Below are 25,550 nucleotides of genomic sequence, written 5' to 3' on the forward strand. Positions count from 1 at the left end.
AAATCCCCGGGATGAAGGGGTCCTTTTTGCACGCCGATCACCCCACGAAGGGGGTGCCTATTGCACGCTGATCCTCAGACCTTCTGGTCGCTTGTCGCAATCGGCGCTGTGTTCACACTCGCGCGGTTCAGCGAGGCTTTTCTCATTCTCAAAGCCAATGCCGAAGGGCTGCCGCTCGCGCTCACGCCGCTCGTCCTCGTCGCAATGAACGCTGTATATATGTTCGCGGCTTACCCGCTCGGCAGCCTGTCGGATCGGGTTAGCGCGCGAACGATGCTGGTCTGGGGCCTGATTGTGCTCATCGCCGCCGATCTTGCGCTCGCCTTGCTCCCGGGCGTCGCGGGCGCATTCGTCGGCGTCGGCCTGTGGGGCGTCCACATGGCGGCAACGCAGGGGCTGTTCGCCAAACTCGTTGCCGACCGCTCGCCAAGCGATTTGCGCGGGTCGGCTTATGGGATATTCAACCTGATCACCGGCCTTGCGTTGCTGGCGGCAAGCGTCATTGCGGGCCTCGCATGGGATGCGGCAGGACCCGCGGCCACCTTTCTAGTCGGTGCAGGATGCGCAGTCGTAGCGCTTGCGGGGCTGCTGGTCGTCCCCTTGGCGAGACGATAGCGGCGCTGAGCCGGTAACCGATACTTGCATATATTGCCGGAAATCCCGCCGTCGATCCACGGGCGAAGCCATCGTCGGACTCAAAGCCGGGTCGGATCGACGATATGGAAGCAAGCGCCTTGGTCGGCTTCGACCTGCTCGCTTCGCGCGCAGTCTGGAGACCTTAGATGTCCCCAGGAACATCTGCGAGTAAATGGGCCGCGCGATAAAAGCGCGATGTCGGCGACCGGAAGCCAATCAAGGGCTCAGCCGGGGATACGCACGGTTGCAGCGTCGGTTTGTGCCAAAGCGGGTACCGACAGCATCGCAAGCACCAAGGCAATCAGCGAAGCGATGGAACTCGAACGGGCTTTCCAACATCTGGTCATGTTGTTGCGGAGTCCCCGTTCAGGGTGCGGGCGCGCCGGGAACGATGCGCGAAACGCGGCGTCGGCAATGCATACCCTCGGACAAACGGCAACTGGAGCGCAACGGTCTTGCGCTTGTGCGGTCGCGTACCAGAACCACGGGAGATTATGATGTATGGATGGGCCTTCACACTGGCGATTATTGCTCTGATCGCCGCCGTTCTTGGATTCGGCGGCCTCGCTGGAGCTTTGGTCGATGTTGCCTTGGTCATTTTTGTTATCGCACTGATCGGGACCATCATTTTCTTTGTCCTTGGATGGAAAGCGGCGAAAGAGATCATCGATTGATCGACCGCCTTCCGCCCGCCGCGCTATTTGACGTTACCGACCGCGCCTGTGCCATTTGCCGGTTCAAAATGGGAAGAATATGCTGATAGCGGCGATGGCAACGACGAAGGTCAGCAAGTTGAGCGGCAAACCGACGCGCACGAAGTCCATATAGCGGTAGCCGCCCATCTGGTAGACGATGACGTTGGTCTGATATCCGAACGGTGTCGCGAACGCAGCGCTGGCGGCCATCATCACGGCGACCAGGAACGGTCGCGGACTCACCGCCAGACTTTCGGCCAGCGCAACCGCAACTGGCGTGACCAACACTGCCACCGTCGCATTGGACAATAATTCCGTGAGCACCATCGTCAGCAGATAAAGGACGATCAGCGCGACCAACGGGTTTAAACCATCGACGCTGGCAATCAAAAGATCGGATGCCTCTGCCGCAAGGCCGCTCTCCTCCATGGCGATGCCGATCACCACCATGCCCGCGATCAGAATCAGGATTTCCGGTCTGAGGCCGCTATACGCCTCATCTGCCGTGATGACGCGGAGCAGGATCAGCAACACGGCGCCCGCGAACGTCGTGGCTGCGATCGGCGCCACGCCCAAAGTGGCAAGCGCCACCGCGCCGACAAAGGTTGCCAAGGCAATTGCGGCCTTCAGCGGCTGGAGCGAGCGCTTGGCCGCGAACAGACCGGCATCCCCGATTTGCGCACTGCCGATATGCGCCTGATCGATATCGGCTGGCGCGCCGTCCCGCTCGTCGGCTTCATGGCGTCTGCCGAGCAACCGGCTGCTGACCAGAAAGAGATAGATTCCACCGGCGATCGCCATCGGAATCCCGACCGGAGTGATTTCGAAGATGCCGAAACGCGGCTGTCCCGCGACACTCGCCATGTCGTCGACCAACAAATTGGTCGATGTTCCGATCAACGTGCAGCAACCGGTCAGGATCGTGACATAGGACAAGGGTATCAGAAAGCGCTTGGGCGACAGGCCCAGCGTGGTGGCGACGTCGCGGATCACCGGCGCCCCAAGTACGACGATCGGCGTCGAGTTGAGAAAGCACGACACCAACCCGATCATCGTGATCAGCAACCAAAGCCCCGCCGTGCCGAGGCGCCGACACATCGCCACGGCCAGCGTGATCGCGCGGTCGAGCAGGCCGCTGAGTTCGAGCGCATAGGCAATCACGAACAGCGAGGCGAGCGCGATGATCGCGGGGCTCGCAAAGGCGCTCTGCACTTCGACCGGACGCACGACCCCGGTCATCAGCAACACCGCCGCACCGGTCAAGGAAACGACATCGGCCCGGACCTTGTCCCAGATGAGCGCGGCGACGACCGCGGCGAGGACGAGCAAGGTCAGAATCTGGTCCACCGTCATACCTCTGCGTCAGGCGGCATCGACGCGCTGTCAATGTCTTGCATAATAAAATCTGGCTTGGGGTCTGGAGGATAAGCCCGGATTTGCTATCAAGGTGATATGCAGGAACCGAGCGTAAGGAATAGTCGGCTCGCGATCGCCGGCGGACTCGCCGCAATCCTTGTCGTCGGCGGCGGCGGATTTTTTCTTGGCCGCGAAACGGCACCCGCGCCGCCGACGCCCGGCCCCATAGTGGTTCCGGTGCCTACGCCGGCTCCTGAACCTGAGACTCCGGCCAAGTTGGGGCGTGCCGAGCTGATCGCGTTGTCGGCGCAGGCGGCCGATGCTCTTGCGTCGGGCAAGAGCCTTCCCGACGCTGTCGGCGACGCCGCCGGCCAGCGCTTTGAGCTGCTTCTGCCATTCGGCTGTGCGGGACCGACCGATGCCGACAGCAACCTTCCCGAGCGTTGGAGTCTAGGCGATGACGACGGAATTCTTCGCATTTCGTTCAAGCCCACGGCATGGCGGGCGGACGACTGGGGGTTGGACGACCAGGCCGCAATCGATGCGGCCGAAGGGTTCTGGATCGCTCGCCCATGGTCAACGGGCGACAAATGCCAGCCGCGCGGCGATCAAGCCACCGTGCAGGGCGCCGATCCGGTGACGCTACCCGGCCAGTCATTGGCTATCGCCCAAATTTTCCGAGACGAAGCGGACCGCGATGGCTGGCGAAGCGGGCGGGCATTTGACGTTGTGAAGCGTGTGGATACCAAAGATTTCGACGGTTCGCAGGGGTTCCGGCTGCGCGTCACTGGGCGCATCGAAAATATCGCGGGCGGCGCGCCCATTCGCTGCGTCCAGCCAGGGGGCAGCGAGCAGCGGCCGCGATGCCTGATCGGCGCGCGGATCGACACCGTCCGGATGGAAGACCCGGCGCGCGACGAAACCTTGGCGACCTGGTCGATTACGCGGCAACCGTAACGGCTGAAATTCCGGTCCCGGCGCCACCGGCGTAGCAGCTTGCGCTTTGGGCGGTGCTGCCCCCCGCCGTTCAGCACGGCCCGTCCTGCCTGATGCACCACTCGGCAACAACGACTTTGAAACATCACGCGCGGGGCTCGACTGTGCGCGCACCCGGAAATCAGGAGAAAATTTATGGAAAAGCCTTTTGGCTTTGTCGCCACGCTGTGCGCCCTTGGAGCGGTGCCGATAGCTGCCGCATCGGCGCTTGCCCAGCAGTCGGCTTCGATGCAGCCCGTCGCATCGATTGCCCCGGGCGCCAAAGTGTATGACAATGCCGGCCAGCAAGTCGGTACCGTCGCTCAGATCGCGGGTGACAAGGTCGCGGTCGCCGTCGGGAACAACGGCATCGTCGTGCCGCTCCAGGCATTGGTTCAAACCGAAAAGGGTCCAGCCCTGAACGCGTCGAAGGCCGAAATCCTTGCGTCGGTCGAACAATCGGTCAAGGAAAACGCTGCGGCGCTGAATTCCGCGCTCAAGGCGGGCGCCGAGGTTCATAGCGCAGGTGGGAGCAAGGTGCTCGGCACGGTCAAGCAAGTTGGCGACAATTCGGCGACGCTCGCGACCACGGCGGGAGACGTGAAAATTCCGCGCAACCTGCTGTTCGTATCCAAAGCGGGGTTGGCGACAAACCTTACTGCCGGCCAATTCGAGGAAGCGGTGCGCAAATCCCTGGCTGCGAGTGCTCCACCGTCGCAGTGATTTTGCAAGGAGAGAATGGGTGAGTTTTCGCTCGACACTGGCCGTGGCAAGCGGCGCATTGCTTATCGCTTCGCCCGCCGCGGCAGGGGAGAAGATTCCCAACGATATGGCAAGGTGTACGGGCAATGGTACTGCGGTGCTCGCAACTGTTCGTGGGATCAAGCAGGCGCAAGGCACCATGCGTGTCCAAAGTTACCGCGCCACAAAAACCGATTGGCTCAAAAAGGGGCGATGGCTAAAACGGATCGATGTCCAAGCAGCCGCAGGAACCATGCGGTTCTGTATTCCGGTGGATGCGCCGGGTCGATACGCGATCGCGGTCAGGCACGATCTCAACGGCAACGGAAAGACCGACATTTTTTCCGATGGCGGCGGGATGTCCAACAACCCGTCTATATCGGTCTGGAACCTGGGCAAGCCGAGCTACAAAAAGGTCGCCTTCCAGGTGGATGGACGCACTGCAATCCGTATCGACATGAAATATATGTAGCCCCGCATAGCCGATAGCCCTCGATCAGCAATGTATCGCACCCCGCCCTTTTCCTGCCAACCGGCGAAGAGCGGTCGCAAGCCACGCGCAGCGATTCCTCGTCAAGCCCGCCGACATTCCGCTTCGGCGTAATCAGGTAGATTCCAATACTCGGTTGGAAACAGTCTGATTCTCGAAGTAAAGCTTGAATAGCGGACGCAAACTAACGAATTAGACCCAACGCTTCCCAACGCATAACGCCCATCCTAGGCCCCGTCGGGCCGGGAGTCGACGAGCCGCATGAAGGTCTCGTCCGCTTTCGGCGGGGACAGCATCGGCTTCCTGCGGCCGGAGAAGCGATCAGGCTCGCGCTCTTCACCCGGCTGAGTGCGGTGCAGGAATATCTGGCAGATCGGCATGCCGGGATAGATTTCCAAAGGGACCTCGCCGACATTGGCAAGCTCGAGGGTCAGGCAACCGGAAAACTGCGGATGGATGCCAGCCGCCGTTTCGATCACCAGACCGTGGCGGCCCAGCGAGGATTTTCCGGTGACATAGCCCGACAGGCTCGCAGGCAAGCGCAGCCATTCGAGCGTCACCCCCAGCACGAATCGTCCGGGGTGCAGAACATAGTTCGACCCGAAGGGCACAAAATGTTGCTTGGTTCGCGACGTTTCCGATGGTTCGTCAGAGTCGCGCGGAATGCGGCCGACGAGTGAAACTGACGGCGTGCGGGTTTGCTTGAACGAACGAAACCACCGGCCGAGGCGCAGATCGATCGAGGTTTCACCCTTGCGAAGGAGTTCGTCGCGCTCGGGCCAGGGCACGACGGTCAGCCGCTCCTCCTTGGTCTGATGTTCAAGAGCCCCGACGATCTCGGCAGCGCTAAGCATGGGCTTCGACTCTCAGCTTGAATTCGGACACTTCGACCGACTTGAGCATCAGCTCGTTCAGGATCTTGTATTCGGCAATGTCCTGATCGAGCGACAGACCGCCACGCTCGCGCAGCAGGAGCCAGCCCGCGGTCACGATTTCAGGCAAGGTTGCACCCTCGCCATCCGGAACATGCTGTCGCAGCGATGCCAGCACGCGATCGGCTGCATCGGCCGTCGGCGGGGTGATGCCGTGATCTGCCAGAATATTGAACGTGATCGCGCGCAGGGCCGGATAGATTTTTGCGACCGCCGCATCGGCAAGCCTGATCACCGCACCGTCGGCGAACTTCAGCGGGATCGAGTCCCCCCAAGCCTCGAAAAGATCGGCTTCTGGAGCGATCCCTAGCTCTTCCGCCGCCTCGATGAGATAGCGCACCCGATCGATACTCGACGGATAATAAGCGGAACGCATGCCCCATCCCGGTGCGAGAAAGTATTCATAGGCGTAGAGAAAGGACCGGCCGAAAATAAACAGGCCGAATAGGTCGCAGAAGATTTCTTCGAGCTGCTTGATAGCTGACCGCAGCACCGCGTCGCGCAGCTTCGCGAGCGCGACGCCGTCAACGCCGAGCTCGTTGGAAACCAAACTTGTTTCGGCAGGCATATCGTCGAGCGTCTGGGCGATCGCAGCCACCAGATCCGCCATGAGCTGATCCTTGAGCTGCTTGCTCCGCCACGCCGAGTGACCGATCTCATGGCCAGCGAGAGGAACGATCAGGACATTGTCCGATTCCGGCGCGGGACCGCCGACGAGCGCGAAGCCGGGCAGCCAGTCGAGGGTCATTGGATAAGTGAAGGGGACGAACTTCCATTCGGATGACATGATCAGGCGTGCGTCAGGGCTGACCGCCGTTTCGACGAGGCGCTTGAGCGGAAAGTGCATCTCGAACGCGTTGCGCACGTTCGTGGAGCGCAAAATGAAGCCGAGGATATCGGTGTATCGCGATACCATGAGGCTGGTTTGCGCACATGCCTCATTGACGCTCGCCTCGCTCGCTTCAGGCGTCAACCGCTCCAGCACTTCGCGAAGCTCGAGCGAATATCCCTTGATGAAAGTTAGGGCATCCTTGCCGTCCAGATGGGCGAAATCGGATGTGCCCAACTCCGCAATCTGATCGATGAACGCCCTCAGTCTACGACGGGCGGAAGCCAGCCGAAGTGTCTTCGCTGAGGGGAGACCGCTCGTGGATGTCAAAGCCATCTTCTCCCGCCAGTTCCTGGATCAGCTCTTGATGCAGCGCTATGCAGACCGGCAGGAGCGATGCGGCTGCATCGACCTGGCCTTCGGCGACCGCGCTCAGCTGCTGGCTGACCGTCTTCATATATTCTTGGATATTCTCGACTTCGCCGTCGGGTGCGCTCGAGGCCATGCGGTACAGTCGCTCGAACGACTCATAATAGCCGGGTTCGACGAAGCGGAACTGGAGGGTGCAGGCGCTCGGCTCCGAATTCTGTCGGAGTGCGGTCGCGAGGTTGGTGAAGACGTCGGGGTTGCTGTCCAGCCCGGCATTCATCCGCTCAAGCTCGACGATCGATCGCAGGGCCAGATTGGAAAGACTATATTTCGAAAAGGATACAAGGCTTTGCTGCATGACCGAGGAGCCCCTTTTCTCCAGTTGGTCGGTGACCATGCTCTGATCTCGCACGACCGTTCTTACAGCATAGTAAATGACTCAAACTGAGTCAAATTGACTTAGATCCATGCTGACGGCGAGCCAGCGTTCGGCAAGTTCCGCGCGGAATATTATTGCCGCGGCGCGGCTTGGTTTCAGATCACGCGCGATTGCATGCGCCTTGAACGCCACCTTGGTTTCGTGGTCGGACTGATGCGCGACTATTTTCTTCTTTCCCTGCCCGCCAAGGTCGCGATCGTAGAGCACTCGAAGCACAGCAAGCCGGTCGCGCCTGAGTTCCCGGACAATCAGCAGATTGGCAAGCGCCGTGACATCGAGCCGAAGTTCGGCGGCATATTGCTGGAACGCGCTCGCCTCACCGTCCGAAAGATAGCCGAGAATCTGTGCCATGGCCTAGAAAAGCGAGAGGCTGTGCTGGGCGGGGAGGTAGACTCGGCGCTGAAGCGTTGCAACGGCGTGCAGAAGCACGAGCGTCTGGTGGCGGCTTCGAAAGGATTCGGCGATGAACTCCTGACGGTCGCCATTCGCGTCGAGAAAGCTGACCGTCCGCGGCCGCGTCATCCGGCGATCGGGAATCAGCCGGGCAAAGGCTTCCCGCGAGCGGATTTCCCTCGGCCAGGCCATCGCTGGAAAGCGCGCTTCGAACGACGGCGACGCGACCACGCGACGCAGGCTGCTGACCGATTGGTCGAACGTTTCCTCGATCGGCGGATTGAAGATCAGGACCGCGCAGACGCGGTCGCTCGCCATTACATATCGCCGGGCTGTGGCATAGACCGAGGCGCCATAACGCTTGGCGAGTTGCAGCGGCGCCGCCATGCCGAACGTCAGGTCGCCTGCTTCCTCGGCGAAGATGTCCATCTGGAACAGGACTTCGGAGGCGAAGACATTTGCCTCGCGTTCGAACTGCGCCTTGATGAACGGATCGAGCGTCATCCGGCAATCTTCGAACAGGCCGAAGATGCTCTGCCATTCGAGCAGCGCGTGACCGCCCTCGTGGAGTTTCAGGAAGGGAAGCTTGGCGTCCGGCGTTTCGGGATCGATGAAGGCGATGCGCGACCGGGGGTCGAACACACCCCATGCTTTCGACAGCGCGGTGAGCAAGGCCTTGCCGGCGTTTTCCGCCTTGCGGCGCAGCTTCGCGAGATAGCCCTCGTCGATCGCCAGCGGGACCATTTCGATCCGGGCTGCGGCCATGATGTCGTCGACGGGCGTGGGAAAGATGCCGAGAGCGCCGCCGTCCCGCAAGGCGCGGTCGGCGGCGGCCCGGATGGCGACGAGTTGTTCGTGCGAAACGCTACAGTCGTCTGCCAGCATTATTTCTTCTGACGTCGCAGAAAGCCGAGGAAAGCCAGAAGCTGGTCTTCCTCGTCGGAGGTCAGTTCACCCAGTACGGACGTGGCCATTCTGTTGAGCGGTTCTTCCGCCTCGGTCAGGAAGCCGGCCCGCTTCATGATTTCGTGATAATCGAGCTTATAGGCATTCGAAAGCCGGTGCAGCATCATCGCCGACGGCTTGTCGATATTCCCATTCTCCAACTGGCTGAGATAGCCGTTCGAGACGGTGCCTTCCGTCAAGCGCTCGACTTCCCGGAGCGAGAGGCCGCGCGATTGGCGCACTTTCTTCAGAAATCCCCCGAGATCAGTTCCCTCCTCATCGATTGTCCTTTCATCGGTCATAAATCACCCATCCTAGTTTTTGGGGACCAAGAACCTAGGCGCGGGCGCTAAATTTGTCAAGCACATCTTAGCCCCCTTGACAACTTAGCACTGCTTCGCCAATTTAGCACCACAGCCGCCGCTGTTGGCCCGCTGAGTACAAGGATCTGTTTATGGATACCCACAACCACCCCCGCGATCACAAGGACGACGATCCCGAGATCGTGATCATCAACAACCGCACCGGCGCGGATGTCGACGTCGAGATCAAGCACGAGAAGGGTCACGACATCGTCATCGTCGATATCGTCGATGTCGAGGAATGCGGCCGCGCCAACCAGCCGCCGCCGCACGCGCACCGCTACAAGGTGAAGATCGACCACATCTACCACGTGTTCGATCGCCGCTTCGTCACCGGCCGCGAAATCCTCGTCGCGGGCGGCAAGACGCCCATCGAGAAGTACGAACTCGAGAAGCGCCTCCACGGCGGCCACTATGTCTCGATCGCCGTCGACGAAAAGGTCGACCTCGGCGAGTGCGGCATCGAGGTCTTCGAGACCTTCCCGCTCGACGAGACCGAGGGCTGATCGCAATGCGCCGGGAGTTCAACCTCGGTCCTGACGACATCCGGGTGCTCGAAGCACTCGGATGTCCTTGGGAAACCATCGCCCAGGGCGGGGCGCGGTGGCTGCTCCTCCGGCAGCACCCCATCCCCGAAGGCTATAACGTCGCGCAGGCGGACGTCGCGATCCGTCTCGACGCATATCCCGCCGGCATGATCGACATGGTCTATTTCAGCCCGCCGCTGAGCCGCGCCGACGGCAAGGTCATCAACAACCTCAGCGCGCTGTCGATCGACAACCGCTCGTTCCAGCAATGGTCGCGCCACTACCCGTGGCGGCAGGGGGTCGACTCGCTCTGTACCCATCTCCGCCGCGTTCGCGCCTGGCTGAAGAACGAATTCAAGAAGCGTTAGGAAGGATAAGGGTCATGCACATCTTGCGCCTGAGCCAGTCGCAGCACGCGACGCTCGCAAGCCACCTGTTCGACGGCACCGGCCTCGAAGCGATCGTGGTGGGCCTGTGCGGCCGCGCCATGATCGACGGCCGCAGCGTCTTTGTCGTTCACCGGATTGTCGAAATCCCGTCGGACGAATGTCTGCGGGCGCCGGACCGCATCACCTGGCCGACGTGCCGCCTCAAGGCGCTGCTCGCCGAGGCGCGCGCAAACAACCTGGCGATCCTCAAGATCCACTCGCATCCGGGCGGTTACCGGCAGTTCTCCTCGCAGGACGATGCCTCGGACCTCGACCTCTTCAACGCCGTGGGCCTCAAGGTCATCGGCGAGCATGTGAGCGCGATAATGCTGCCCGATGGGTCAATCTTCGGCCGCCGCGTCGGCATCGGCGGGCCACGCGGCATGCTCGACCGCGTGTCGGTGGTCGGCGACGATATCCTCATCTGGCCGGGCCGCCCGAGCCTGGCGCGCGCCGACTTCGACGTTCGTCACCGCCAGATGTTCGGCGATCACACGACCGAAAGCCTCGGCTCGCTCAGCGTCGGCGTCGTCGGCGTGTCGGGCAGTGGGAGCCCGACGGTTGAGATGCTCGTCCGTCTCGGCGTCCGCCGGATCGTGCTGATCGAGCCCGATCATGTGGAGGCGAAGAATCTCAACCGTATCTATGGCGCGACCCGCCGTCACGCGGTCGCCGAGGTCAATAAGGCGCGGATGATGAAGGGCCATATCGACCGCATCGGCCTCGGCACGAAAGTGGAAATCGTCGAAGGTTTCGTCGACAGCCCCGAAGCGATCGCCCGCTTAGCGACGTGCGATGTCCTGTTCGGCTGCATGGATTCGATCGAGGGCCGCGATACGCTGAACCGCATCGCGACCTTCTATACGCTGCCCTATTTCGATCTCGGCGTGCGCATCGATGCCGATGGCAGCGGCGGGGTGAACGCGGTGTCGGGGGTGGTGCACTATATTCAGCCGGGCGGCTCGAGCCTGCGCTCGCGCGGCGTCTATTCGGAGGCCGAACTGCACGCCGATGTGCTGCGCCGCACCGATCCCGATTTCTACGAGGATCAGGTCCGCCGCGGCTATGTGCGCGGCATCGTCGTCGATCGCCCCGCGGTGATCAGCATCAACACCATGGTCGCATCTATGGCCGTGAACGAGCTGCTCGCCCGCCTCCATCCGTTCCGCACTCGTCCGAACGGCGACTTCGCCATCCAGCGCATCTCGATGTCGCACGGCCGCATCATCCTGCGCCCCGACGGCGAACCCGACGCCAATCTCGCCAGCCACGTCGGGCTGGGAACGACCAACCCGCCGCTGCTGCTGCCCCGCCTAGGCGGCCCGTCGTGATACCCGGACGCAAACTGCTCTGCCGGCTCCTCGCAGCATTCGGCATGGTCCGCTGGAAGATCGGCGGGTGGCGCCGCCCCGCGATCGTGAAACAGGAGGTCGGCGACGTGCCATCCCGGCTCGCGCGCAACATCCTCTATGTCCGCCGCGGCGCCGATGGTCCGGCCTTCGGTTATCTCGCCTGCCCTTGCGGCTGCGGCGAAACACTGCACCTTCGTTTTCTCGGCAAGCGCTTTCCGCGTTGGACGCTGGAGACTGACGGAAAAGGACGCGTGTCGCTTCGCCCGTCGGTGTGGCGAACGACTGGCTGCGAGAGCCACTTCTTCGTAACCGCCGGGCAAGTTCGCTGGTGTGCGCCGGGATCCTACCGGGCGTTCGACTAAAAACGGGCGCGTTGCTGACGGGAGCTTCGAAATGCTCGAAGGGCAGGTTTCGGGCAGCGACTTCGCGGCTTGCTACGAGCTGGATCAGGTGCAAACCGGCCGCATTCCTATTATAACATTTACTGGCCGAATGTACGCCCTCCGGTACAATTTGGACCGCCCGCCCCTTCACAAACCTCCCAGCCCCCGCCGAGAGCGCGGTGGATTTCGACCACAGACAGGAGATGGTCTGTGCGCGCCGCAACGAGCGTCGCTTCGGCTTCGTACAGGCTGCGTTCGGCATCGAGAACGTCGAGATATTGCCCCTCGCCCTCGCGAAAGCGAAGCGAAGCCATCCGCGCTGCCTCGCGGCTGGCGCCGACCTGCTGGTCGCGCTTTGCTAGGCTGGTCCGGATCGCGCCATAGGCCGTCAGCGCATCTTCGACATCGCGAAGCGCGATCAGAACGGTCCGGTGATAGTCGATCAGCGCCGCATCGGTGCGGGCATCGGCGACGCGGACCTGCGCGCGCAGACGCGGCATATCGAACACCGCCCAATCGAGGCTGGGGCCGTCAGAGAAAGCGAGCGCGCCGCCAGTGAACAAGGATTCGAACCCGCCGGCGAGAAGTCCGATGAAGCCAGACAGGCGCACCGTCGGGAACAGTTCGGCCTCGGCGACGCCGCGCCGTGCAGTGGCGGCGGCGAGCGCGCGTTCGGCGGCCGCGATATCGGGCCGTCGCCGCAACAGGTCGGCGGGCGCGCCGACGCTGATCTGCGCGATCTGCGGCAGGCTGGTCGTTGTCGCGGTCGGCCCTGCGAAGCTTTGCGGTGTTTGGCCAAGCAGCACGGCAAGAGCATGATGCGCGGTGCCGATGCGCTGTTCGATCCCGGGTAGCGTCGCTTCGACGGCCGACAGCGCAGCCTCGGCGCGAACGATGTCGAAGCGCCCGCCCGCACCGGCACGTTCGAGCTTGCGTGTGACGTCGTGCGAGCGCCGCTGGGTTTCGATCTGGCGGCGTGCGATCGCAAGCGCGGCTTCGCTTCCGCGCAGTTCAAAATAATGGCTGGCGACGTCGGCGGTGACCGCGGCGCGAGCGGAGCGTAGCAGCGCCTCGCCGCCGCCGACCTCTGCCTCGGCGGCCTCGACCCCGCGGCGGACGCGTCCGAACAGGTCGATTTCCCACGACGCTTCCGCTCCGAGGCCCAATGCATCGCCCTCACGCGCCTGACCGCCCGGACGCTCGGCATCGGCCAGACGGCGACGCTGATAGGAGGCATCGACACCGCCGCCGGGAAGCTGTCCCGCACGCGATACGCCCGCGAGTGCGCGCGCCTCGTCGAGCCGCGCGACGGCGAGCCGCGCATCGAGGTTTGCGGCGAGCGCCTCGGCAATCAGGGCATCGAGCGCCGGGTCGCCGAACAGTTTGCACCAGGCGGTCTCGACAGCGGCATCTTCGACGCCGACCGGCTGCGCGGCATAAGCTCCGGGTGCCTCGATCTGCGGCGGAACATAGTTGGAACCAGCGGTGGCGCACCCGGAAAGACCAAGGAGAAGAACGGCGGGCGAAAGCTTGGCGATCGATTTCATAGGGTCAATTCCTGCGGCTTGGTGTCCGGGCTTGAAGGGCGCCGCGCCTCGCGCCGCAGAACGGCCTTGCGGATCGCGACGTAGAAGAGCGGGGTCAGGAAGAGGCCGAAGAGCGTCACCCCGAGCATGCCGGCGAACACCGCGAGGCCCATGGCCTGCCGCATTTCGGCGCCCGCCCCCGTGGCGATCGCCAGCGGAACCGCGCCGGCGATAAAGGCGATCGACGTCATCAGGATCGGACGCAGCCTCAATCGGCAGGCCTCGAGCGCTGCGGCGAGCGGATCGAGGCCTTCATTTTCCTGCGCACGCGCGAACTCGACGATCAGGATCGCATTTTTCGCGGCCAGCCCCACGAGCACCACAAAGGCGATCTGCGTGAAGATGTTGATGTCACCCCCAGTCAGCCAGACGCCGACAAGCGCGCTGAGCAGACACATGGGCACGATGAGCAGGACCGCGAGCGGCAGCGTCCAGCTGTTATATTGCGCCGCGAGGATCAGGAAGGCGAGCAGCACCGCGATCGGGAAGACATAGAGCGCGGCATTGCCCGCGGTCTTTTCCTGATAGGTGAGGTCGGTCCACTCGAACGTCATGCCCTCTGGCAGTTCGGCGCGCGCGATCCGTTCCATGGCGGCGACCGCCTGTCCGGAGCTGAAGCCCGGCGCGGGACCGCCGCTGATATCGGCCGAGGGGAAGCCGTTATAGTGGATCACACGATCTGGCCCTGCGCCGGGTGCGGTGGTGACCAGCGTCGCGAGCGGGACCATGTCGCCCTGCGCGTTGCGGAGTTGAAGCCGCCCGACCGCATCGGGCTGCGCCCGCGCGTCGGCTTCGGCCTGCGCATAGACCTGATAGGTCCGACCGAAGCGGTTGAAGTCATTGACGTAGAGCGAGCCGAGATAGACCTGCATCGTCTCGAACACGTCGGTCATGGCGACCCCCTGGGCTGCGGCCTTGGTCCGGTCGACATCGACCGAAAGTTCGGGCGAGGCGACATTATAGCTGGTCATCAGCCCGGCGAGCGCGGGCTCCCTGGCGGCGGCGGCCATTACCTTGGCGCTGGCCGCGGCGAGCGCTTCATAGCCCGCGCCCGAGCGGTCCTCGATCTGCATCTTGAACCCGCCGGTGGCGCCCAGACCGGGAACCGGCGGCGGCGGAAACACGCCGACGAAGCCGTCGGGGACCGCCGCATATTTGCCCTGCAGCCGCCCGGCGATCGCCCCCGCCGCCATGTCCGGCGACGTGCGCTGCGAGAAGGGATCGAGCATCACGAACATGACGGCGGCGTTGGGCACGTTGACGAAGCCGTTGATCGACAGGCCGGGAAAAGCGACGACGCTTTCGACGCCGGGCTCGGCCAGTGCGATCTTCGAGACCTGCTCGGCCACCGCCTGCGTGCGGTCGAGCGACGCGCCGTTCGGGAGCTGAACGATGCCGACGAGATAATATTTATCCTGCGCGGGGACGAAACCGGCGGGCAGCTTGTCAAAGGCGAACCAGGTCAGGCCGAGCAACCCGGCATAGGTGAACCCCGCGACCGCACCGCGCCGGATGACGCGCTGGACGCCGCCGACATAGGCGAGCGAACCGCGGTCAAAGGCGCGATTGAATGGCCGGAACAGCCAGCCAAAGCCCTTGTCGATCGCGCGCTGGAGGCCATCGCGCGGCGCATCATGACGCCTGAGCAATATCGCGGCGAGTGCCGGCGACAGCGTCAGCGAATTGACCGCCGACAAGATGGTCGAGATCGCAACGGTGAGCGCAAACTGGCGATAAAATTCGCCCTGCAAACCACCCAGAAAGGCGGTGGGAATGAAGACCGCGGCGAGGACCGAGGTGATCGCGATGATCGGCCCGGTGACCTCCGCCATTGCCTTGCGCGCGGCTTCGCGCGGGGATTCGCCAAGCCCGATATGGCGCTCGACATTCTCGACGACGACGATCGCGTCATCGACGACAATACCGATCGAGAGCACCAGCCCGAACAGCGACAGCGTGTTCAGCGAAAAGCCGAACAAATACATGACCGCCAAAGTCCCGACCAACGAAACGGGCACCGCGACAAGCGGAATGATCGACGCACGCCATGTTTGAAGGAAAAGGATCACGACGAGGACGACGAGCAGGGTCGCCTCGATCAGCGTGACGATCACGCTTTCGATCGAGGCTTCGACAAAGATCGTCGGGTCATAAGCGATGCGATGCTCCAGCCCGTCGGGAAACTCGCCCGAGAGCCGCTCCATCGTCGTCCGGACCTCGGCCGCGGTGTCGAGCGCGTTGGCGCCGGGGCTTTGCAAAATCTGCAGCGCGATCGCCGGTTCGCCGTCGAGCAGCGAGCGCAGCGCATAATCATTGGCGCCCATTTCGATCCGGGCGACCTCGCCCAGCCGCGTAAGCTGGCCGTCAGCGCCGGTCTTGACGACGATTGCGGCAAATTCTTCTTCGGTCGCGAGGCGGCCTTTGACATCGAGCGCGACCTGCTGCGCGGCGGCGGGGTTGGGCTGACGCCCGACGCTGCCCGCGGCAACCTCGACATTCTGTGCGCGGATCGCGGCCACGATATCGCTCGCCGTCAGCCCGCGCGAAGCGATCCGCGCCGGGTCGAGCCAGACGCGCATCGAATATTCTCCGGCGCCCCAGACCACCACATCGGCGATCCCGGGAATGCGCGCGATCTCGTCGCGGACCTGAAGCAGCGCATAGTTGGAGATGAAGAGCGGATCATAGCGTTTCGATGGCGAGAGAAGATGCACGACCATCAGTGCATCGGGCGCGACCTTTTGCGTGGTGACGCCGAGCCGCTGCACCGTCTCGGGCAGCCGCGGCAGCGCGCGCGACACCCGGTTCTGGACCTGAACCTGCGCAAGGTCGGGATCGGTGCCCTGCGCGAAGGTGACCGTGAGCGTCATCCGGCCATCGGTGGCGGCCTGGCTCGACATATAGAGCATGCCTTCGACGCCGTTGACGGCTTGCTCGATCGGGCTCGCGACCGTCTCGGCGATGACGTCGGGCGACGCGCCCGGATAGGCCGCAACGACGGTCACCGTCGGCGGCGCCACCGCCGGATATTCGCTGAGCGGAAGCCGGAGGAGCGCGAGCAGTCCCGCGATCAGCAGGAGCACCGACAGCACGATCGCGAAGATCGGCCGGTCGATGAAAAATCGGGGGAAGTTCATCGTGCGGCCTCCCGCTTGACGCTGCTTTTCTGGACGCCATTGCCGCGCGGCATCGGCACGATCTGGGGTTTGACCGCCATGCCGGGGCCAGCGAGCCCCTTGACGACGACGCGGTCGCCGGGCCGCAAGCCCGTCTCGACGACGCGCAGGCCATCGACGACGGGGCCGAGTGTCACAGGGCGATATTCGGTCATATTCTTTTCGCCCAGCACGAGGACGAAGCGCCGCCCCTGTTCGACGCCGATCGCGAGGTCGCTGACGAGCAGTGCGCGGCGTGCATCATCGGTCGCGACATCGACCTCGGCGAACAGGCCCGGCGCCAGACGTCCGCCCGGATTGGGCAGGACCGCGCGCGCGCGGATCGTCCCCGTCGCGCGGTCGAGGCGGTTGCCGATGAAGTCCAGCCGCGCCGTTCGGGTGCTTCCATCTTCGAGGCGGACGCCGACCTTGGCCTCGGCACCATGGCCGCGCCGATCGGCGAGCGAGCGGAGATAGGTCGCCTCGTCGACATCGAATTCGACGTGGAGCGGATCGACCGAGACGATGGTGGTGAGCGGCGTCGCCGCCTCGCCGCCAGCGACCAGATTGCCGCGGGTGACGAGAATCTGGCCGACCCGGCCCGCGATAGGCGCCTCGACGCCGGCATAGCGAAGGTCGAGCGCGGCCAGCCGTTCGGCGGCGCGCGCCGACGCGACCTGCGCTTCGCGTTCGCGCAAGGTCGCGGTCGTCACGTCCGAGCGTTCGCGCCCGGCGACCCCCTCGGCAACCAGCCTGCGCGCACGCGCATCCTCGGCCTGCGCGAGCCCCAGCCGCGCTTCGGCTTCACGCGTCGCCGCCCGCGCCGCGGCGTGCCGCGCGGCGAAGGGCGCATTATCGAGGCGAAAAAGGATCTGCCCGCGCCGGACGATCTGCCCCTCGGGAACGCTGATGTCGGCAATATAGCCCGAGACGCGCGGCTTGAGATCGACCGTCTCGACCGCGGTCAAGCGACCGGTATAGGTCGAACGCGGCACATGATCCTGCACGACGACCGATGCGGCGAGCACCATCGGCGGCCCCGGCGCAGTGGCCTGTTCGCCGCCTTCCGGCCCGCGCACCCAAAGCACCACCAGCCCCGTCGCCAATATCGCGCCCAGCGCCGCGGCGACCCTCGATTTCCGCATCTCAACCTCCGAATCCTTGCTCGCCGATCCGGATGGATGGCGAGCTCATATTTCGGGGGGTGCGGTTTTCCATCGTTGGAGGGTCAAGAGATTTTCTTCGTCGGCGTCGAATGCATATGAATCCGTAGAAGACACCGCGCCTATTAGTAGGCGGAGCCGAGCGGTAATAGTAATCTAGCGTGTGGCGACTGCGTTGGTCAGGACTATGTCCCGCGAAGAATCAGGAAAGGCCCCTCCGCATGCGGAAGGGCCAAATGATCCCGAGGCCAGGCTAGTGCGTGCGGTTCGATGAACTCGAGGCATGGCGCCGGGCGGATTGTCCGCCGGACCTGCCGAAGCGCCGGGGTTCGCGCGGTTGGAGGCGCGGCGTCGCGCCCCCCTCTTCCGCCAGCCCCTCGATGATCGGGCAATCGGGCCTGTCGTCACCGTGGCAATGATCCGCCAGCGTCTCGAGCGTCCGCACCATGGCTTCGATCTCGGCCATTTTTTCCTTGAGCCGCTCGATATGTTCGAGCGCGAAAGCCTTGACGTCGGCGCTGGCGCGGCTTCGGTCGGACCAAAGACCAAGCAGCTCGCCGATTTGCTCTACAGTAAAGCCGAGATCGCGCGCGCGCCGAATGAAGCGCAGGCGGTGCACGTCGGCGTCGTCATAGTCGCGGTAACCCGAGTCCTGACGCGCAGCCTTGGGGATGAGACCCGTCTGTTCGTAATAGCGGATCATCTTTGGAGAGACGCCCGATATTTTCGCGGCGCGGCCGATGTTCATGCCGCCTCTCCTTCTTTTCCCTTGTCGGCGGCGATCACCGGCCGGAAGGTCTTCAACCTGAGTGCGTTGCTTAGCACGAAGACGCTCGACAACGCCATCGCGCCGGCGGCGAACACCGGCGACAGCAACGTATCGTTCAGCGGATAGAGCGCCCCCGCGGCGACGGGAATCAGCGCCGCATTATAGCCGAATGCCCAGAAGAGGTTCTGCTGGATGTTGCGGATCGTCGCCTTCGACAGCGCGATCGCATTGACCACTCCGCGCAGGTCACCCGACATCAGCACGACGTCGGCGGACTCGATCGCGACATCGGTGCCGGTGCCGATCGCCAGGCCGACGTCGGCCTCGGCAAGCGCGGGGGCGTCGTTGATGCCGTCGCCGACGAACGCAACCTTGCGGCCGCCAGCACGCAGCCGGTTCATCGCATCGACCTTGCCGTCTGGCAGCACTTCGCCGACGACTTCGTCGATCCCGAGCGTGCGCGCGACGGCATCGGCCGTCGCCTGATTGTCGCCGGTGATCATCGCGACCTTGAGCCCGAGGGCGTGGAGTGCCCGGATCGCCTCGGGCGTCGTGTCCTTGACCGGATCGGCGACCGCGATCACCGCGGCGAGCTTGCCATCGATCGCGGCATAGAGCGGCGTTCGGCCCATCGCCCCGAGTTCGCGGGCCTTAGCAGCAAAGGCCGAGACATCATGTCCCAGCCTGGTCATGAAGCGGTCGGCACCGACCTGCGCCTCGCGGCCGCCAACCCTTGCCGATACGCCGTAACCGGGAATGGCTTCGAACGCCTCGGGCGATGAAACATCAAGACCCCGCGCGTTCGCGGCCGCCACGATGGCTTCGGCGATCGGATGCTCGGACTGGCTTTCGACGCTCGCGACCAAGGCAAGCACTTCGTCGCGCCCGAAGCCTGCGGCCGGTTCAAGGTCGGTCAGTTCGGGTCGCCCCTTGGTCAGCGTACCGGTCTTGTCGAGCGCGATGACGGTCACGTCGCGCAGCGTCTGGAGCGCTTCGCCCTTGCGGAACAGCACCCCCAGTTCGGCGGCGCGCCCGGTTCCCACCATGATCGATGTCGGGGTCGCGAGCCCCATCGCGCATGGGCAGGCGGTAATCAGCACCGCGACCGCATTCACCAAGGCGAAGGTCAGCGCCGGATCGGGGCCGAAGATGAGCCAGACGAGGAAGGTCAGTCCCGCGATCCCCATCACCGCGGGGACGAACCAGGCGGTCACCTTGTCGACCATTGCCTGGATCGGCAGCTTCGACCCTTGCGCCTGCTCGACCATGCGAATGATCTGCGCCAGCACTGTGTCAGCGCCGACCTTGGTCGCGCGGAAGGTGAAGGCGCCGGTCTTGTTGATCGTGCCGCCGACGACGGCTGCGCCTGCCGCCTTGGCGACCGGAACCGGCTCGCCGGTGATCATCGACTCGTCGACATAGGAATTTCCGTCGACGACTTCGCCATCGACCGGCACGCGTTCGCCCGGGCGCACCTGGACGATATCGCCGGTCCGGACATCGGCGAGCGCGACTTCCAGCGCCGTGCCATCGCGCATGACGCGGGCGGTTTTCGCCTGAAGCCCGACCAGCCGCTTGATCGCCTCCGACGTCCGGCCCTTGGCCTTGGCCTCGAGATAACGACCGAGCAGGATCAGCGCGACGATCACCGCCGCCGCTTCATAATAGACATTGGCGGTGCCGGGCGGCAGGACGCCGGGGGCAAAGGTCGCGACGAGCGAATAGCCCCAGGCGGCGCTCGTCCCCAAAGTGACGAGCGAGTTCATGTCGGGGGTGCCGCGCAAGATCGCGGGAATGCCCTTCTGGAAAAAGCGCAGCCCGGGCCCGAAGAGCACCAATGTGGTGAGGACGAACTGGATCAGCCAGCTCGTCTGCATCCCGATCGTACCCATGACGAAATCATGGACGGCGGGGATGAGGTGCGAGCCCATCTCGAGGATGAACACCGGCAGTGCCAACACCGCCGCGAGAAACAGCGAACGGCGCAGGCTGCCTAATTCCTGCTCGCGCGCCGAAGCTTCCTGGTCGGACGATGTGCTGTCGCTCTCAATCCGGCGCGGTTCATAGCCGGCGCCACGGATCGCCGCCTCCAGATCTTCCAGCGACGCGATGCTGGCGCGATAACGAATGCTGGCCTTTTCGGTCGCCAGATTGACGGTGGCGCTGCTGACCCCCGGCACCTTGGACAGTGCCTTTTCGACATGCCCGACGCATGAGGCGCAGGTCATGCCCGCGACGCCGATTTCCACATCGGCCTCGGGCACCTCATAGCCGGCGCGCTCGACTGCTTGCACGACGGCACCGGGATCGGACGCTCCAGCGAATGTCACGTCGGCGCGGTTGGTCGCCAGATTGACGGCGACCCCGGTTACGCCCGGCAGCTTGCCGATCGCCTTTTCGACATGGCCGACGCAGGAGGCGCAGGTCATGCCGGCGACGGCGACGCTCAGACGCTCCGGCCCGGTGGTGGGAACATCGCGCTTCCGCCTCAACTCGATAACATCGGACATCATATTTTTCTCCGGATTTGCTCGTTCGACCGGAATGTGGGGCTTCCAACGATGGGAAGGTCAAGAGGAAGAAAATGCACTTCGGGGGCATTGACCTTGTCACGATGGCAAGCCCCATCTTCGAGCTTCAATCGAAGTTTGGAGGCACTATGACTATCCGTTTCAATATCCCCGGGATGACATGCGGCGGCTGCGCGCGCTCGATCACCAAGGCGATCCAGGGCATCGATACCGCGGCCACGGTGGAAACCGACATTCCCGAAAGACAGGTCAGCGTCGAGACCAGCGCGGACAGCGCGTCGCTCATCGCGGCGATCCGCGAAGCCGGCTATGAAGCGCAGGCGGCATAGGAAGGGCGGGCCAAGAGACTGATCGACCTGGGGAAATAGAACCAGATCTGGTTCCAGTTCGCCTTTCGCCCAAGGTCTTGGCGGGTATATTCTCCTTCCCATTTTCTGGCTGGAGAATGAATTTGCGACATTCCGCTATCCTGTCACTCGGGTTGATCCTGTCCGCCTGCGGCCAAAGCGAGCCGCGCAGCACCCAATATTTCGAGGCGAATCTCGACGAGGCGCGAAAGGTCGTCGCCGACTGCCGAGCCGGCTCGACGCGCGGCGACGAATGCACGAACGCCGACGTCGCGGTGCAGACGGTCGAAGGCCGCGAGCGTTTCAAGCGGTTCCTGGGCAAGGATTAAGCCAGGACACAATCGCCGCACCTAACCGTTGGCGATTGCCAGTCCGGCACGTTCCGATATAGCGCCCGCATGACCGATGAACTGACCAGCATCGTCCTGCGCGCTGTCGAACGGGTTCCGCAATGGGTCCGCCGCGACTTGGACTCAAAAGACCATGTCGCCCGCATCCAGGCCGAGGAATCGCTCGCCGCGATGATCGCCGACGCCTTGCGAAAGGCGGAAAGCACCGCCGACTAGCCCGGCGATCGAGCCGGGCGGCACCGCTCCTCGAGCTCCGCGATGCGCTCGGAGCAGATCGCATGGACTGCGCGTCCCAGTTCCTCGACGCAGTTGCCGAGCCAGAGAAGCTCTTCCTCGGTGATGCGATAATGCTTCGAATAGCGCGCCTTCACATAGGCTTCCTTCAGCTTCTCGAAGCGGGCTCGCTCAGCACGCGTCTCGCGTGGCCAAGCATTGACGATACGCATGTCGATGCGCTCGGCCTGCGTTCGCAAGAAACCTAGATTGTGAACGTAGGGCGTATAGAAGGTGCAGACGAGCAGAACGCCATGATAGAGACTTTCGGTGCTTTGATGCAGCAGGAATGCGGCCTTTTTGTAACTCCGTCGACCGATGTAGAACTTATATCCCTCTAAAAACTCTGCCGCGCCGGGAATCCACTCTTCGAAATATTCCTGCGCCATCGCCAGCGCCTGCTCGGGCGTCTTCGGCTTCGGCTTGTGCAGCTCTTTGTCGTCATATGCGTAGAGCGCGATCCCGTCCTTCGCGACATCCATGAAGAAATAGCGCCCGTGCGCGAGCCCGTCGTTCACCTCCTGCAAGGTGTGGACGATGAAATTGACCGGCGTGTGCAGCGTCTTGTCGATCGCCAGTTCGCGGATGAGCCGGTCCTCGAGCTTCAGCCAGAAATCGACCCGCTCGGTCAGGCGCTTGTCGTTGACGATGATGAGCAGGTCGAAATCCGAACGATAGCCCTTGGCGGTATGGGGCTCATCGACCCAGCCGCCACGCGCATAGCTGCCGTAAAGGATCAGCTTTTCGATCCGGCCCTTCTTCTTCCAGCTCATCGTCGCGAGTGCGATCGCATCCTCGAATTCCTCGAAGATGATCGCCTTCACGCGCTCGAGCTCGCGCTGCTTGTTCGCCGGTAGATGATCGACATCGGTTCGCATAACTATTCTCACCCTGTAAGTCCGCTCGCCCGATGGCAAGCGGTGTTGCAGTCAAATTTGCCGTCAAGTTTCGGGCGGCACGCGAAAATCCCAGACGGGGATGCCGAACGCGCGCGCCTTGTCGACGAGATTGTCCTGGATGCCGGTGCCCGAGAAGACGACCAGCCCGGCAGGCATCGCGTCGATCATCCGGTCGTTGCGCTTGAAGGGCGCGGCCTTCTTGTGGCGGTTCCAGTCAGGCCGGAAAGCGACCTGAGGCACGCGGCGGGTGTCGGCCCAGCAGGCGGCGGCACGTTCGGCCCCGGTGGGGGTGGCGCCATGCATGAGCACCATGTCGGGGTGGCGGGCGTGGATACGGTCGAGCGCAGCCCAGATATGCTGGTGATCGTTGCAGCCGGGACCACCGCTGAAGGCGACACGGGTGCCTTCGGGGATCAATGCTGCGGCCTTTTCGCGCAGCCTCTTGTCGAGAAAATCGCGGCTGTCGATCATCGAGGCGGTCAAGGTCTTGTGCTGCGCGCGCGATCCAGTGCGCGGCATCCACGCCTTGCGGACATGAAGGCGGAACTGCTCGGCGGCGCATTCGCGGAAAAATTCCATCGTATCGCGGCGCTCGATCATCGTGATGCCTTCCGCGATCTTGCGCTCGAGTTCGACCGAGCGGATTTCGCTGCCGTCCTGCTCGCGCTGCTGCTCGCGCTGCGCCTGCTCATTGCGATCGAGGTCGCGTTCGATCCGCTCGCCGGCTCGGTGAAAGATATTGACGATGTTCCAGAGCAGGTCTTCGAGATCGGGCTCGATGCGGGTATCGACAAGGCAACCCGCCATTGCGTCGAAGATGTCGGCGACGGCACCGCCGGCGAGCCGGTCGTCGGGAAGCGGCCTGCCATCGGGCTCGTCGTCATAGGGACGGTGACCATAAAGCTGCATTTCCTGAAGAAGATAAGCGCTGGCGCCGGGTTCATGCGGTTCGCCGTGTTCGGGAAGGTCGGACAGGTCGGTCATGTCATCTCTCGCATCTGGCGGCCGCGCCTCTCGCGGCCTTCGCGGCGACGCCTCCGCGGCGGCGGGTGCGGGTCCGCACCGCACGGGCAGAGCCCGGGCGGCCGAAGCGCAGCGAAGGATGGCGGGCGAAGGCTATTTTGCCTCGCGATGCAAAGGGGCAGAGCCCCGGCGGAAAATAGCCGCACGCCAAGCCATTGCGAGGCCCGCGCGCGCTGCCGCAGTCGCCCTCCAGCGAAGGCCGGAGGTGCAGCTTTCCGGAAGAAGATAGCAAAAGCCCTGTACCTCCATCCGGATATGGCGAGCCGCTCGTGCCGCTGCGGCCCTGCGCACGCAGAATGTGATGGGTGCCGCGCCATTAGGAGTTTCGCCTGCGCGCACGGCCAGATACTCGGCAAAGCGATACGGCGAGATCGAATGTGTCCGAAATTCCTATATGTTTTTCGGACATCGCCATCGCTGCGGCTGGGATCTCATGGCCAAGAATGTTCCTATTCGGTATAAATATTGACTTTAGCACAATAACGGAACATATGGACCATGAAAGGAGCCCGACATGGCAACAGCCGTAGCGAAGACGATCGACCGGAAGGATCTTACCGGCCCGGCGCTGCGCACCTTTTTCAACATCGCCGAGGCGTGGAAGCTCAGCGAAAGCGAGCAGATGGCGGTCCTCGGGCTCGACAGCCGTTCGACGCTGCATAATTGGAAACGCGGCGAGGTCGCGGCGCTTTCGAAGGATGCGCTCGAGCGGATTTCCTATGTCATGGGCATCTACAAAGGCTTGCAGATTCTCGTGCCGCAGACCGCGGACGAGTGGGTCCGCAAGCCGAACAAGGCGAAGAGCTTCGCCGGCAAGTCCGCCCTCGACCGGATGGTGTCGGGCAATGTCTCGGACCTTTATGTCGTGCGGCAATATATCGACGGGCAGCGCGGCTAAGCCCATGCCGCTCGACATTCCGGTCACGGCGACGAGCTGGTCGCCCTGCTACCGCATCATCCCCAGCCGCTTCCCGCCGATCGGCCTGTTCGAGAAGGTCGCCGATCCGGACGATCTCGAGGCGGTCTTCCAGATCGAGGCGATGACCAACGATCGCCTCCGCGACGAAGTCGGCATACTCGCGCTGGTGCCGCCCGAGGACCGTGTTTCGGGCCCCGGCACGACACCGATCATGGCGGCCTTCACCCATCTCAATCCCGAGGGCAGCCGTTTTACCGACGGCAGCTTCGGCGTCTTCTACGCCGGCCACACGCTCGACACCGCGATCGCCGAAACGCGGCATCACCGCACCAGATTCCTCACCGCGACCGACGAGCCTGCCCAGGAGATCGACATGCGCGTCTATGCCATCGACCTTGAGGCCAGTCTCCACGACATTCGCGGTCTCGCGGACAGCCATGCGCATCTCTACGATCCGGACAGCTATATCCATGCGCAAGGGCTCGGGGCGGAGCTCCGCGATGCGGGTTCGGACGGTATCCGCTACCAGAGCGTCCGCCATCCCGGCGGCGAATGCGCCGCCGCCTTCCGGCCGCGCCTCCTGTCCAATTGCCGGCAGGAACGGCATCTCTGCTATATGTGGGACGGCACGGCCATCACGACCATCTATGAAAAGAAGAGCCTCGATACGTAAAAGGGCACGA

Annotated in this window: 28 protein-coding genes; 14 read left to right on the forward strand and 14 right to left on the reverse strand. The window is 63.6% G+C overall.

What is annotated here, in order from left to right; genetic code table 11:
* Positions 1-60: 60 nt before the first annotated feature.
* Positions 61-615, forward strand: a complete 555-nt coding sequence (locus AC3WS4_RS24685) for an MFS transporter (protein ID WP_492740782.1) — start codon at positions 61-63, stop codon at positions 613-615.
* Positions 616-1,133: 518 nt separating this feature from the next.
* Positions 1,134-1,310 (forward strand): DUF1328 domain-containing protein, encoded by a 177-nt coding sequence (locus AC3WS4_RS24690; RefSeq protein WP_286748926.1) that lies wholly within the window; start codon positions 1,134-1,136, stop codon positions 1,308-1,310.
* Positions 1,311-1,373: 63 nt separating this feature from the next.
* On the opposite strand, the gene AC3WS4_RS24695 is transcribed toward AC3WS4_RS24690, so the two are convergent.
* Positions 1,374-2,684, reverse strand: a complete 1,311-nt coding sequence (locus tag AC3WS4_RS24695; protein WP_286748913.1) for an SLC13 family permease — start codon at positions 2,682-2,684, stop codon at positions 1,374-1,376.
* Positions 2,685-2,783: 99 nt separating this feature from the next.
* Between AC3WS4_RS24695 and AC3WS4_RS24700 the strand changes: the two genes are divergently transcribed.
* From AC3WS4_RS24700 to AC3WS4_RS24710, 3 genes are all read left to right on the forward strand, one after another.
* On the forward strand, positions 2,784-3,644 hold the full coding sequence (locus AC3WS4_RS24700; protein ID WP_286748915.1) for a hypothetical protein: 861 nt from the start codon (positions 2,784-2,786) through the stop codon (positions 3,642-3,644).
* 174 nt (positions 3,645-3,818) lie between these two features.
* The gene (locus tag AC3WS4_RS24705) at positions 3,819-4,385 is read left to right on the forward strand and encodes a hypothetical protein (RefSeq protein WP_286748917.1); all 567 of its coding nucleotides are present in this window, start codon (positions 3,819-3,821) and stop codon (positions 4,383-4,385) included.
* Positions 4,386-4,404: 19 nt separating this feature from the next.
* Positions 4,405-4,875 carry a DUF2141 domain-containing protein gene (locus AC3WS4_RS24710; protein WP_286748919.1) on the forward strand — a complete coding sequence of 157 codons (471 nt, stop codon included), beginning with the start codon at positions 4,405-4,407 and terminating at the stop codon, positions 4,873-4,875.
* Between the two features lie 245 nt (positions 4,876-5,120).
* On the opposite strand, the gene dcd is transcribed toward AC3WS4_RS24710, so the two are convergent.
* The 6 genes from dcd to AC3WS4_RS24740 form a co-directional block, all read right to left on the reverse strand.
* Positions 5,121-5,747, reverse strand: coding sequence for a dCTP deaminase (gene dcd, locus AC3WS4_RS24715; RefSeq protein ID WP_310257595.1), 627 nt, complete (start codon positions 5,745-5,747; stop codon positions 5,121-5,123).
* Complete coding sequence (locus tag AC3WS4_RS24720) at positions 5,740-6,891, reverse strand: hypothetical protein (protein WP_310257593.1); 1,152 nt, start codon at positions 6,889-6,891, stop codon at positions 5,740-5,742. The genes dcd and AC3WS4_RS24720 overlap by 8 nt, the downstream gene beginning before the upstream one ends.
* A 31-nt stretch (positions 6,892-6,922) precedes the next feature.
* Positions 6,923-7,381 (reverse strand): hypothetical protein, encoded by a 459-nt coding sequence (locus tag AC3WS4_RS24725; RefSeq protein WP_310257592.1) that lies wholly within the window; start codon positions 7,379-7,381, stop codon positions 6,923-6,925.
* 81 nt (positions 7,382-7,462) lie between these two features.
* Positions 7,463-7,813 carry a hypothetical protein gene (locus AC3WS4_RS24730; protein ID WP_310257589.1) on the reverse strand — a complete coding sequence of 117 codons (351 nt, stop codon included), beginning with the start codon at positions 7,811-7,813 and terminating at the stop codon, positions 7,463-7,465.
* A 3-nt stretch (positions 7,814-7,816) separates the two neighbouring features.
* On the reverse strand, positions 7,817-8,740 hold the full coding sequence (locus AC3WS4_RS24735; protein WP_310257587.1) for an ImmA/IrrE family metallo-endopeptidase: 924 nt from the start codon (positions 8,738-8,740) through the stop codon (positions 7,817-7,819).
* Positions 8,740-9,102 carry a helix-turn-helix domain-containing protein gene (locus AC3WS4_RS24740; protein WP_310257585.1) on the reverse strand — a complete coding sequence of 121 codons (363 nt, stop codon included), beginning with the start codon at positions 9,100-9,102 and terminating at the stop codon, positions 8,740-8,742. Before AC3WS4_RS24740 ends, AC3WS4_RS24735 begins: the two co-directional genes overlap by 1 nt.
* Positions 9,103-9,254: 152 nt before the next feature.
* Between AC3WS4_RS24740 and AC3WS4_RS24745 the strand changes: the two genes are divergently transcribed.
* Genes AC3WS4_RS24745 through AC3WS4_RS24760 form a run of 4 tightly spaced genes read left to right on the forward strand, consistent with a single transcriptional unit; the run spans position 9,255 to position 11,831 of the window.
* Positions 9,255-9,668: a multiubiquitin domain-containing protein gene (locus tag AC3WS4_RS24745; RefSeq protein WP_310257583.1), complete on the forward strand. Its 414-nt coding sequence runs from the start codon at positions 9,255-9,257 to the stop codon at positions 9,666-9,668.
* A gap of 5 nt (positions 9,669-9,673) precedes the next feature.
* Complete coding sequence (locus AC3WS4_RS24750; RefSeq protein WP_310257581.1) at positions 9,674-10,057, forward strand: E2/UBC family protein; 384 nt, start codon at positions 9,674-9,676, stop codon at positions 10,055-10,057.
* 14 nt (positions 10,058-10,071) lie between these two features.
* Positions 10,072-11,448, forward strand: a complete 1,377-nt coding sequence (locus tag AC3WS4_RS24755; RefSeq protein WP_310257580.1) for a ThiF family adenylyltransferase — start codon at positions 10,072-10,074, stop codon at positions 11,446-11,448.
* Positions 11,445-11,831, forward strand: a complete 387-nt coding sequence (locus AC3WS4_RS24760) for a ubiquitination-like system serine protease family protein (protein WP_310257578.1) — start codon at positions 11,445-11,447, stop codon at positions 11,829-11,831. The genes AC3WS4_RS24755 and AC3WS4_RS24760 overlap by 4 nt, the downstream gene beginning before the upstream one ends.
* 119 nt (positions 11,832-11,950) lie before the next feature.
* Here the strand turns inward: AC3WS4_RS24760 and AC3WS4_RS24765 are convergent, their stop codons facing one another.
* The 5 genes from AC3WS4_RS24765 to AC3WS4_RS24785 all read right to left on the reverse strand — a co-directional run bounded on the left by AC3WS4_RS24765 (position 11,951) and on the right by AC3WS4_RS24785 (position 21,035).
* Positions 11,951-13,399 carry an efflux transporter outer membrane subunit gene (locus AC3WS4_RS24765; RefSeq protein ID WP_310257576.1) on the reverse strand — a complete coding sequence of 483 codons (1,449 nt, stop codon included), beginning with the start codon at positions 13,397-13,399 and terminating at the stop codon, positions 11,951-11,953.
* Positions 13,396-16,575 carry an efflux RND transporter permease subunit gene (locus tag AC3WS4_RS24770; protein WP_310257574.1) on the reverse strand — a complete coding sequence of 1,060 codons (3,180 nt, stop codon included), beginning with the start codon at positions 16,573-16,575 and terminating at the stop codon, positions 13,396-13,398. The genes AC3WS4_RS24765 and AC3WS4_RS24770 overlap by 4 nt, the downstream gene beginning before the upstream one ends.
* Positions 16,572-17,738 carry an efflux RND transporter periplasmic adaptor subunit gene (locus AC3WS4_RS24775; protein WP_310257572.1) on the reverse strand — a complete coding sequence of 389 codons (1,167 nt, stop codon included), beginning with the start codon at positions 17,736-17,738 and terminating at the stop codon, positions 16,572-16,574. Before AC3WS4_RS24775 ends, AC3WS4_RS24770 begins: the two co-directional genes overlap by 4 nt.
* Positions 17,739-18,009: 271 nt before the next feature.
* On the reverse strand, positions 18,010-18,504 hold the full coding sequence (gene cueR, locus AC3WS4_RS24780) for a Cu(I)-responsive transcriptional regulator (RefSeq protein ID WP_286750108.1): 495 nt from the start codon (positions 18,502-18,504) through the stop codon (positions 18,010-18,012).
* Entirely contained in the window at positions 18,501-21,035 is a 2,535-nt protein-coding gene (locus AC3WS4_RS24785) for a heavy metal translocating P-type ATPase (protein ID WP_286750110.1), read from the reverse strand. Before AC3WS4_RS24785 ends, cueR begins: the two co-directional genes overlap by 4 nt.
* Positions 21,036-21,184: 149 nt before the next feature.
* Between AC3WS4_RS24785 and AC3WS4_RS24790 the strand changes: the two genes are divergently transcribed.
* From AC3WS4_RS24790 to AC3WS4_RS24800, 3 genes are all read left to right on the forward strand, one after another.
* The gene (locus AC3WS4_RS24790; RefSeq protein WP_286750107.1) at positions 21,185-21,385 is read left to right on the forward strand and encodes a heavy-metal-associated domain-containing protein; all 201 of its coding nucleotides are present in this window, start codon (positions 21,185-21,187) and stop codon (positions 21,383-21,385) included.
* A gap of 122 nt (positions 21,386-21,507) precedes the next feature.
* A complete protein-coding gene (locus AC3WS4_RS24795; RefSeq protein ID WP_286750106.1) occupies positions 21,508-21,732 on the forward strand; it encodes an EexN family lipoprotein in 225 nt (74 codons plus the stop codon).
* 69 nt (positions 21,733-21,801) lie between these two features.
* A complete protein-coding gene (locus tag AC3WS4_RS24800; protein WP_286750105.1) occupies positions 21,802-21,969 on the forward strand; it encodes a hypothetical protein in 168 nt (55 codons plus the stop codon).
* Here AC3WS4_RS24800 and AC3WS4_RS24805 read toward each other — a convergent pair.
* Together AC3WS4_RS24805 and AC3WS4_RS24810 are read right to left on the reverse strand one after the other, a co-directional pair.
* Positions 21,966-22,904 carry a HEPN domain-containing protein gene (locus tag AC3WS4_RS24805; RefSeq protein WP_286750104.1) on the reverse strand — a complete coding sequence of 313 codons (939 nt, stop codon included), beginning with the start codon at positions 22,902-22,904 and terminating at the stop codon, positions 21,966-21,968. The genes AC3WS4_RS24800 and AC3WS4_RS24805 overlap by 4 nt on opposite strands.
* A 63-nt stretch (positions 22,905-22,967) precedes the next feature.
* Positions 22,968-23,909 (reverse strand): DUF2493 domain-containing protein, encoded by a 942-nt coding sequence (locus AC3WS4_RS24810; RefSeq protein ID WP_286750103.1) that lies wholly within the window; start codon positions 23,907-23,909, stop codon positions 22,968-22,970.
* 553 nt (positions 23,910-24,462) lie between these two features.
* Between AC3WS4_RS24810 and AC3WS4_RS24815 the strand changes: the two genes are divergently transcribed.
* Entirely contained in the window at positions 24,463-24,846 is a 384-nt protein-coding gene (locus tag AC3WS4_RS24815) for an antitoxin Xre-like helix-turn-helix domain-containing protein (protein WP_286750102.1), read from the forward strand.
* A gap of 4 nt (positions 24,847-24,850) precedes the next feature.
* Positions 24,851-25,540 (forward strand): RES family NAD+ phosphorylase, encoded by a 690-nt coding sequence (locus AC3WS4_RS24820; RefSeq protein ID WP_310257566.1) that lies wholly within the window; start codon positions 24,851-24,853, stop codon positions 25,538-25,540.
* Positions 25,541-25,550: the final 10 nt, after the last annotated feature.

Source organism: Sphingopyxis sp. EU05-FHT14B03 (genome assembly GCF_058790875.1).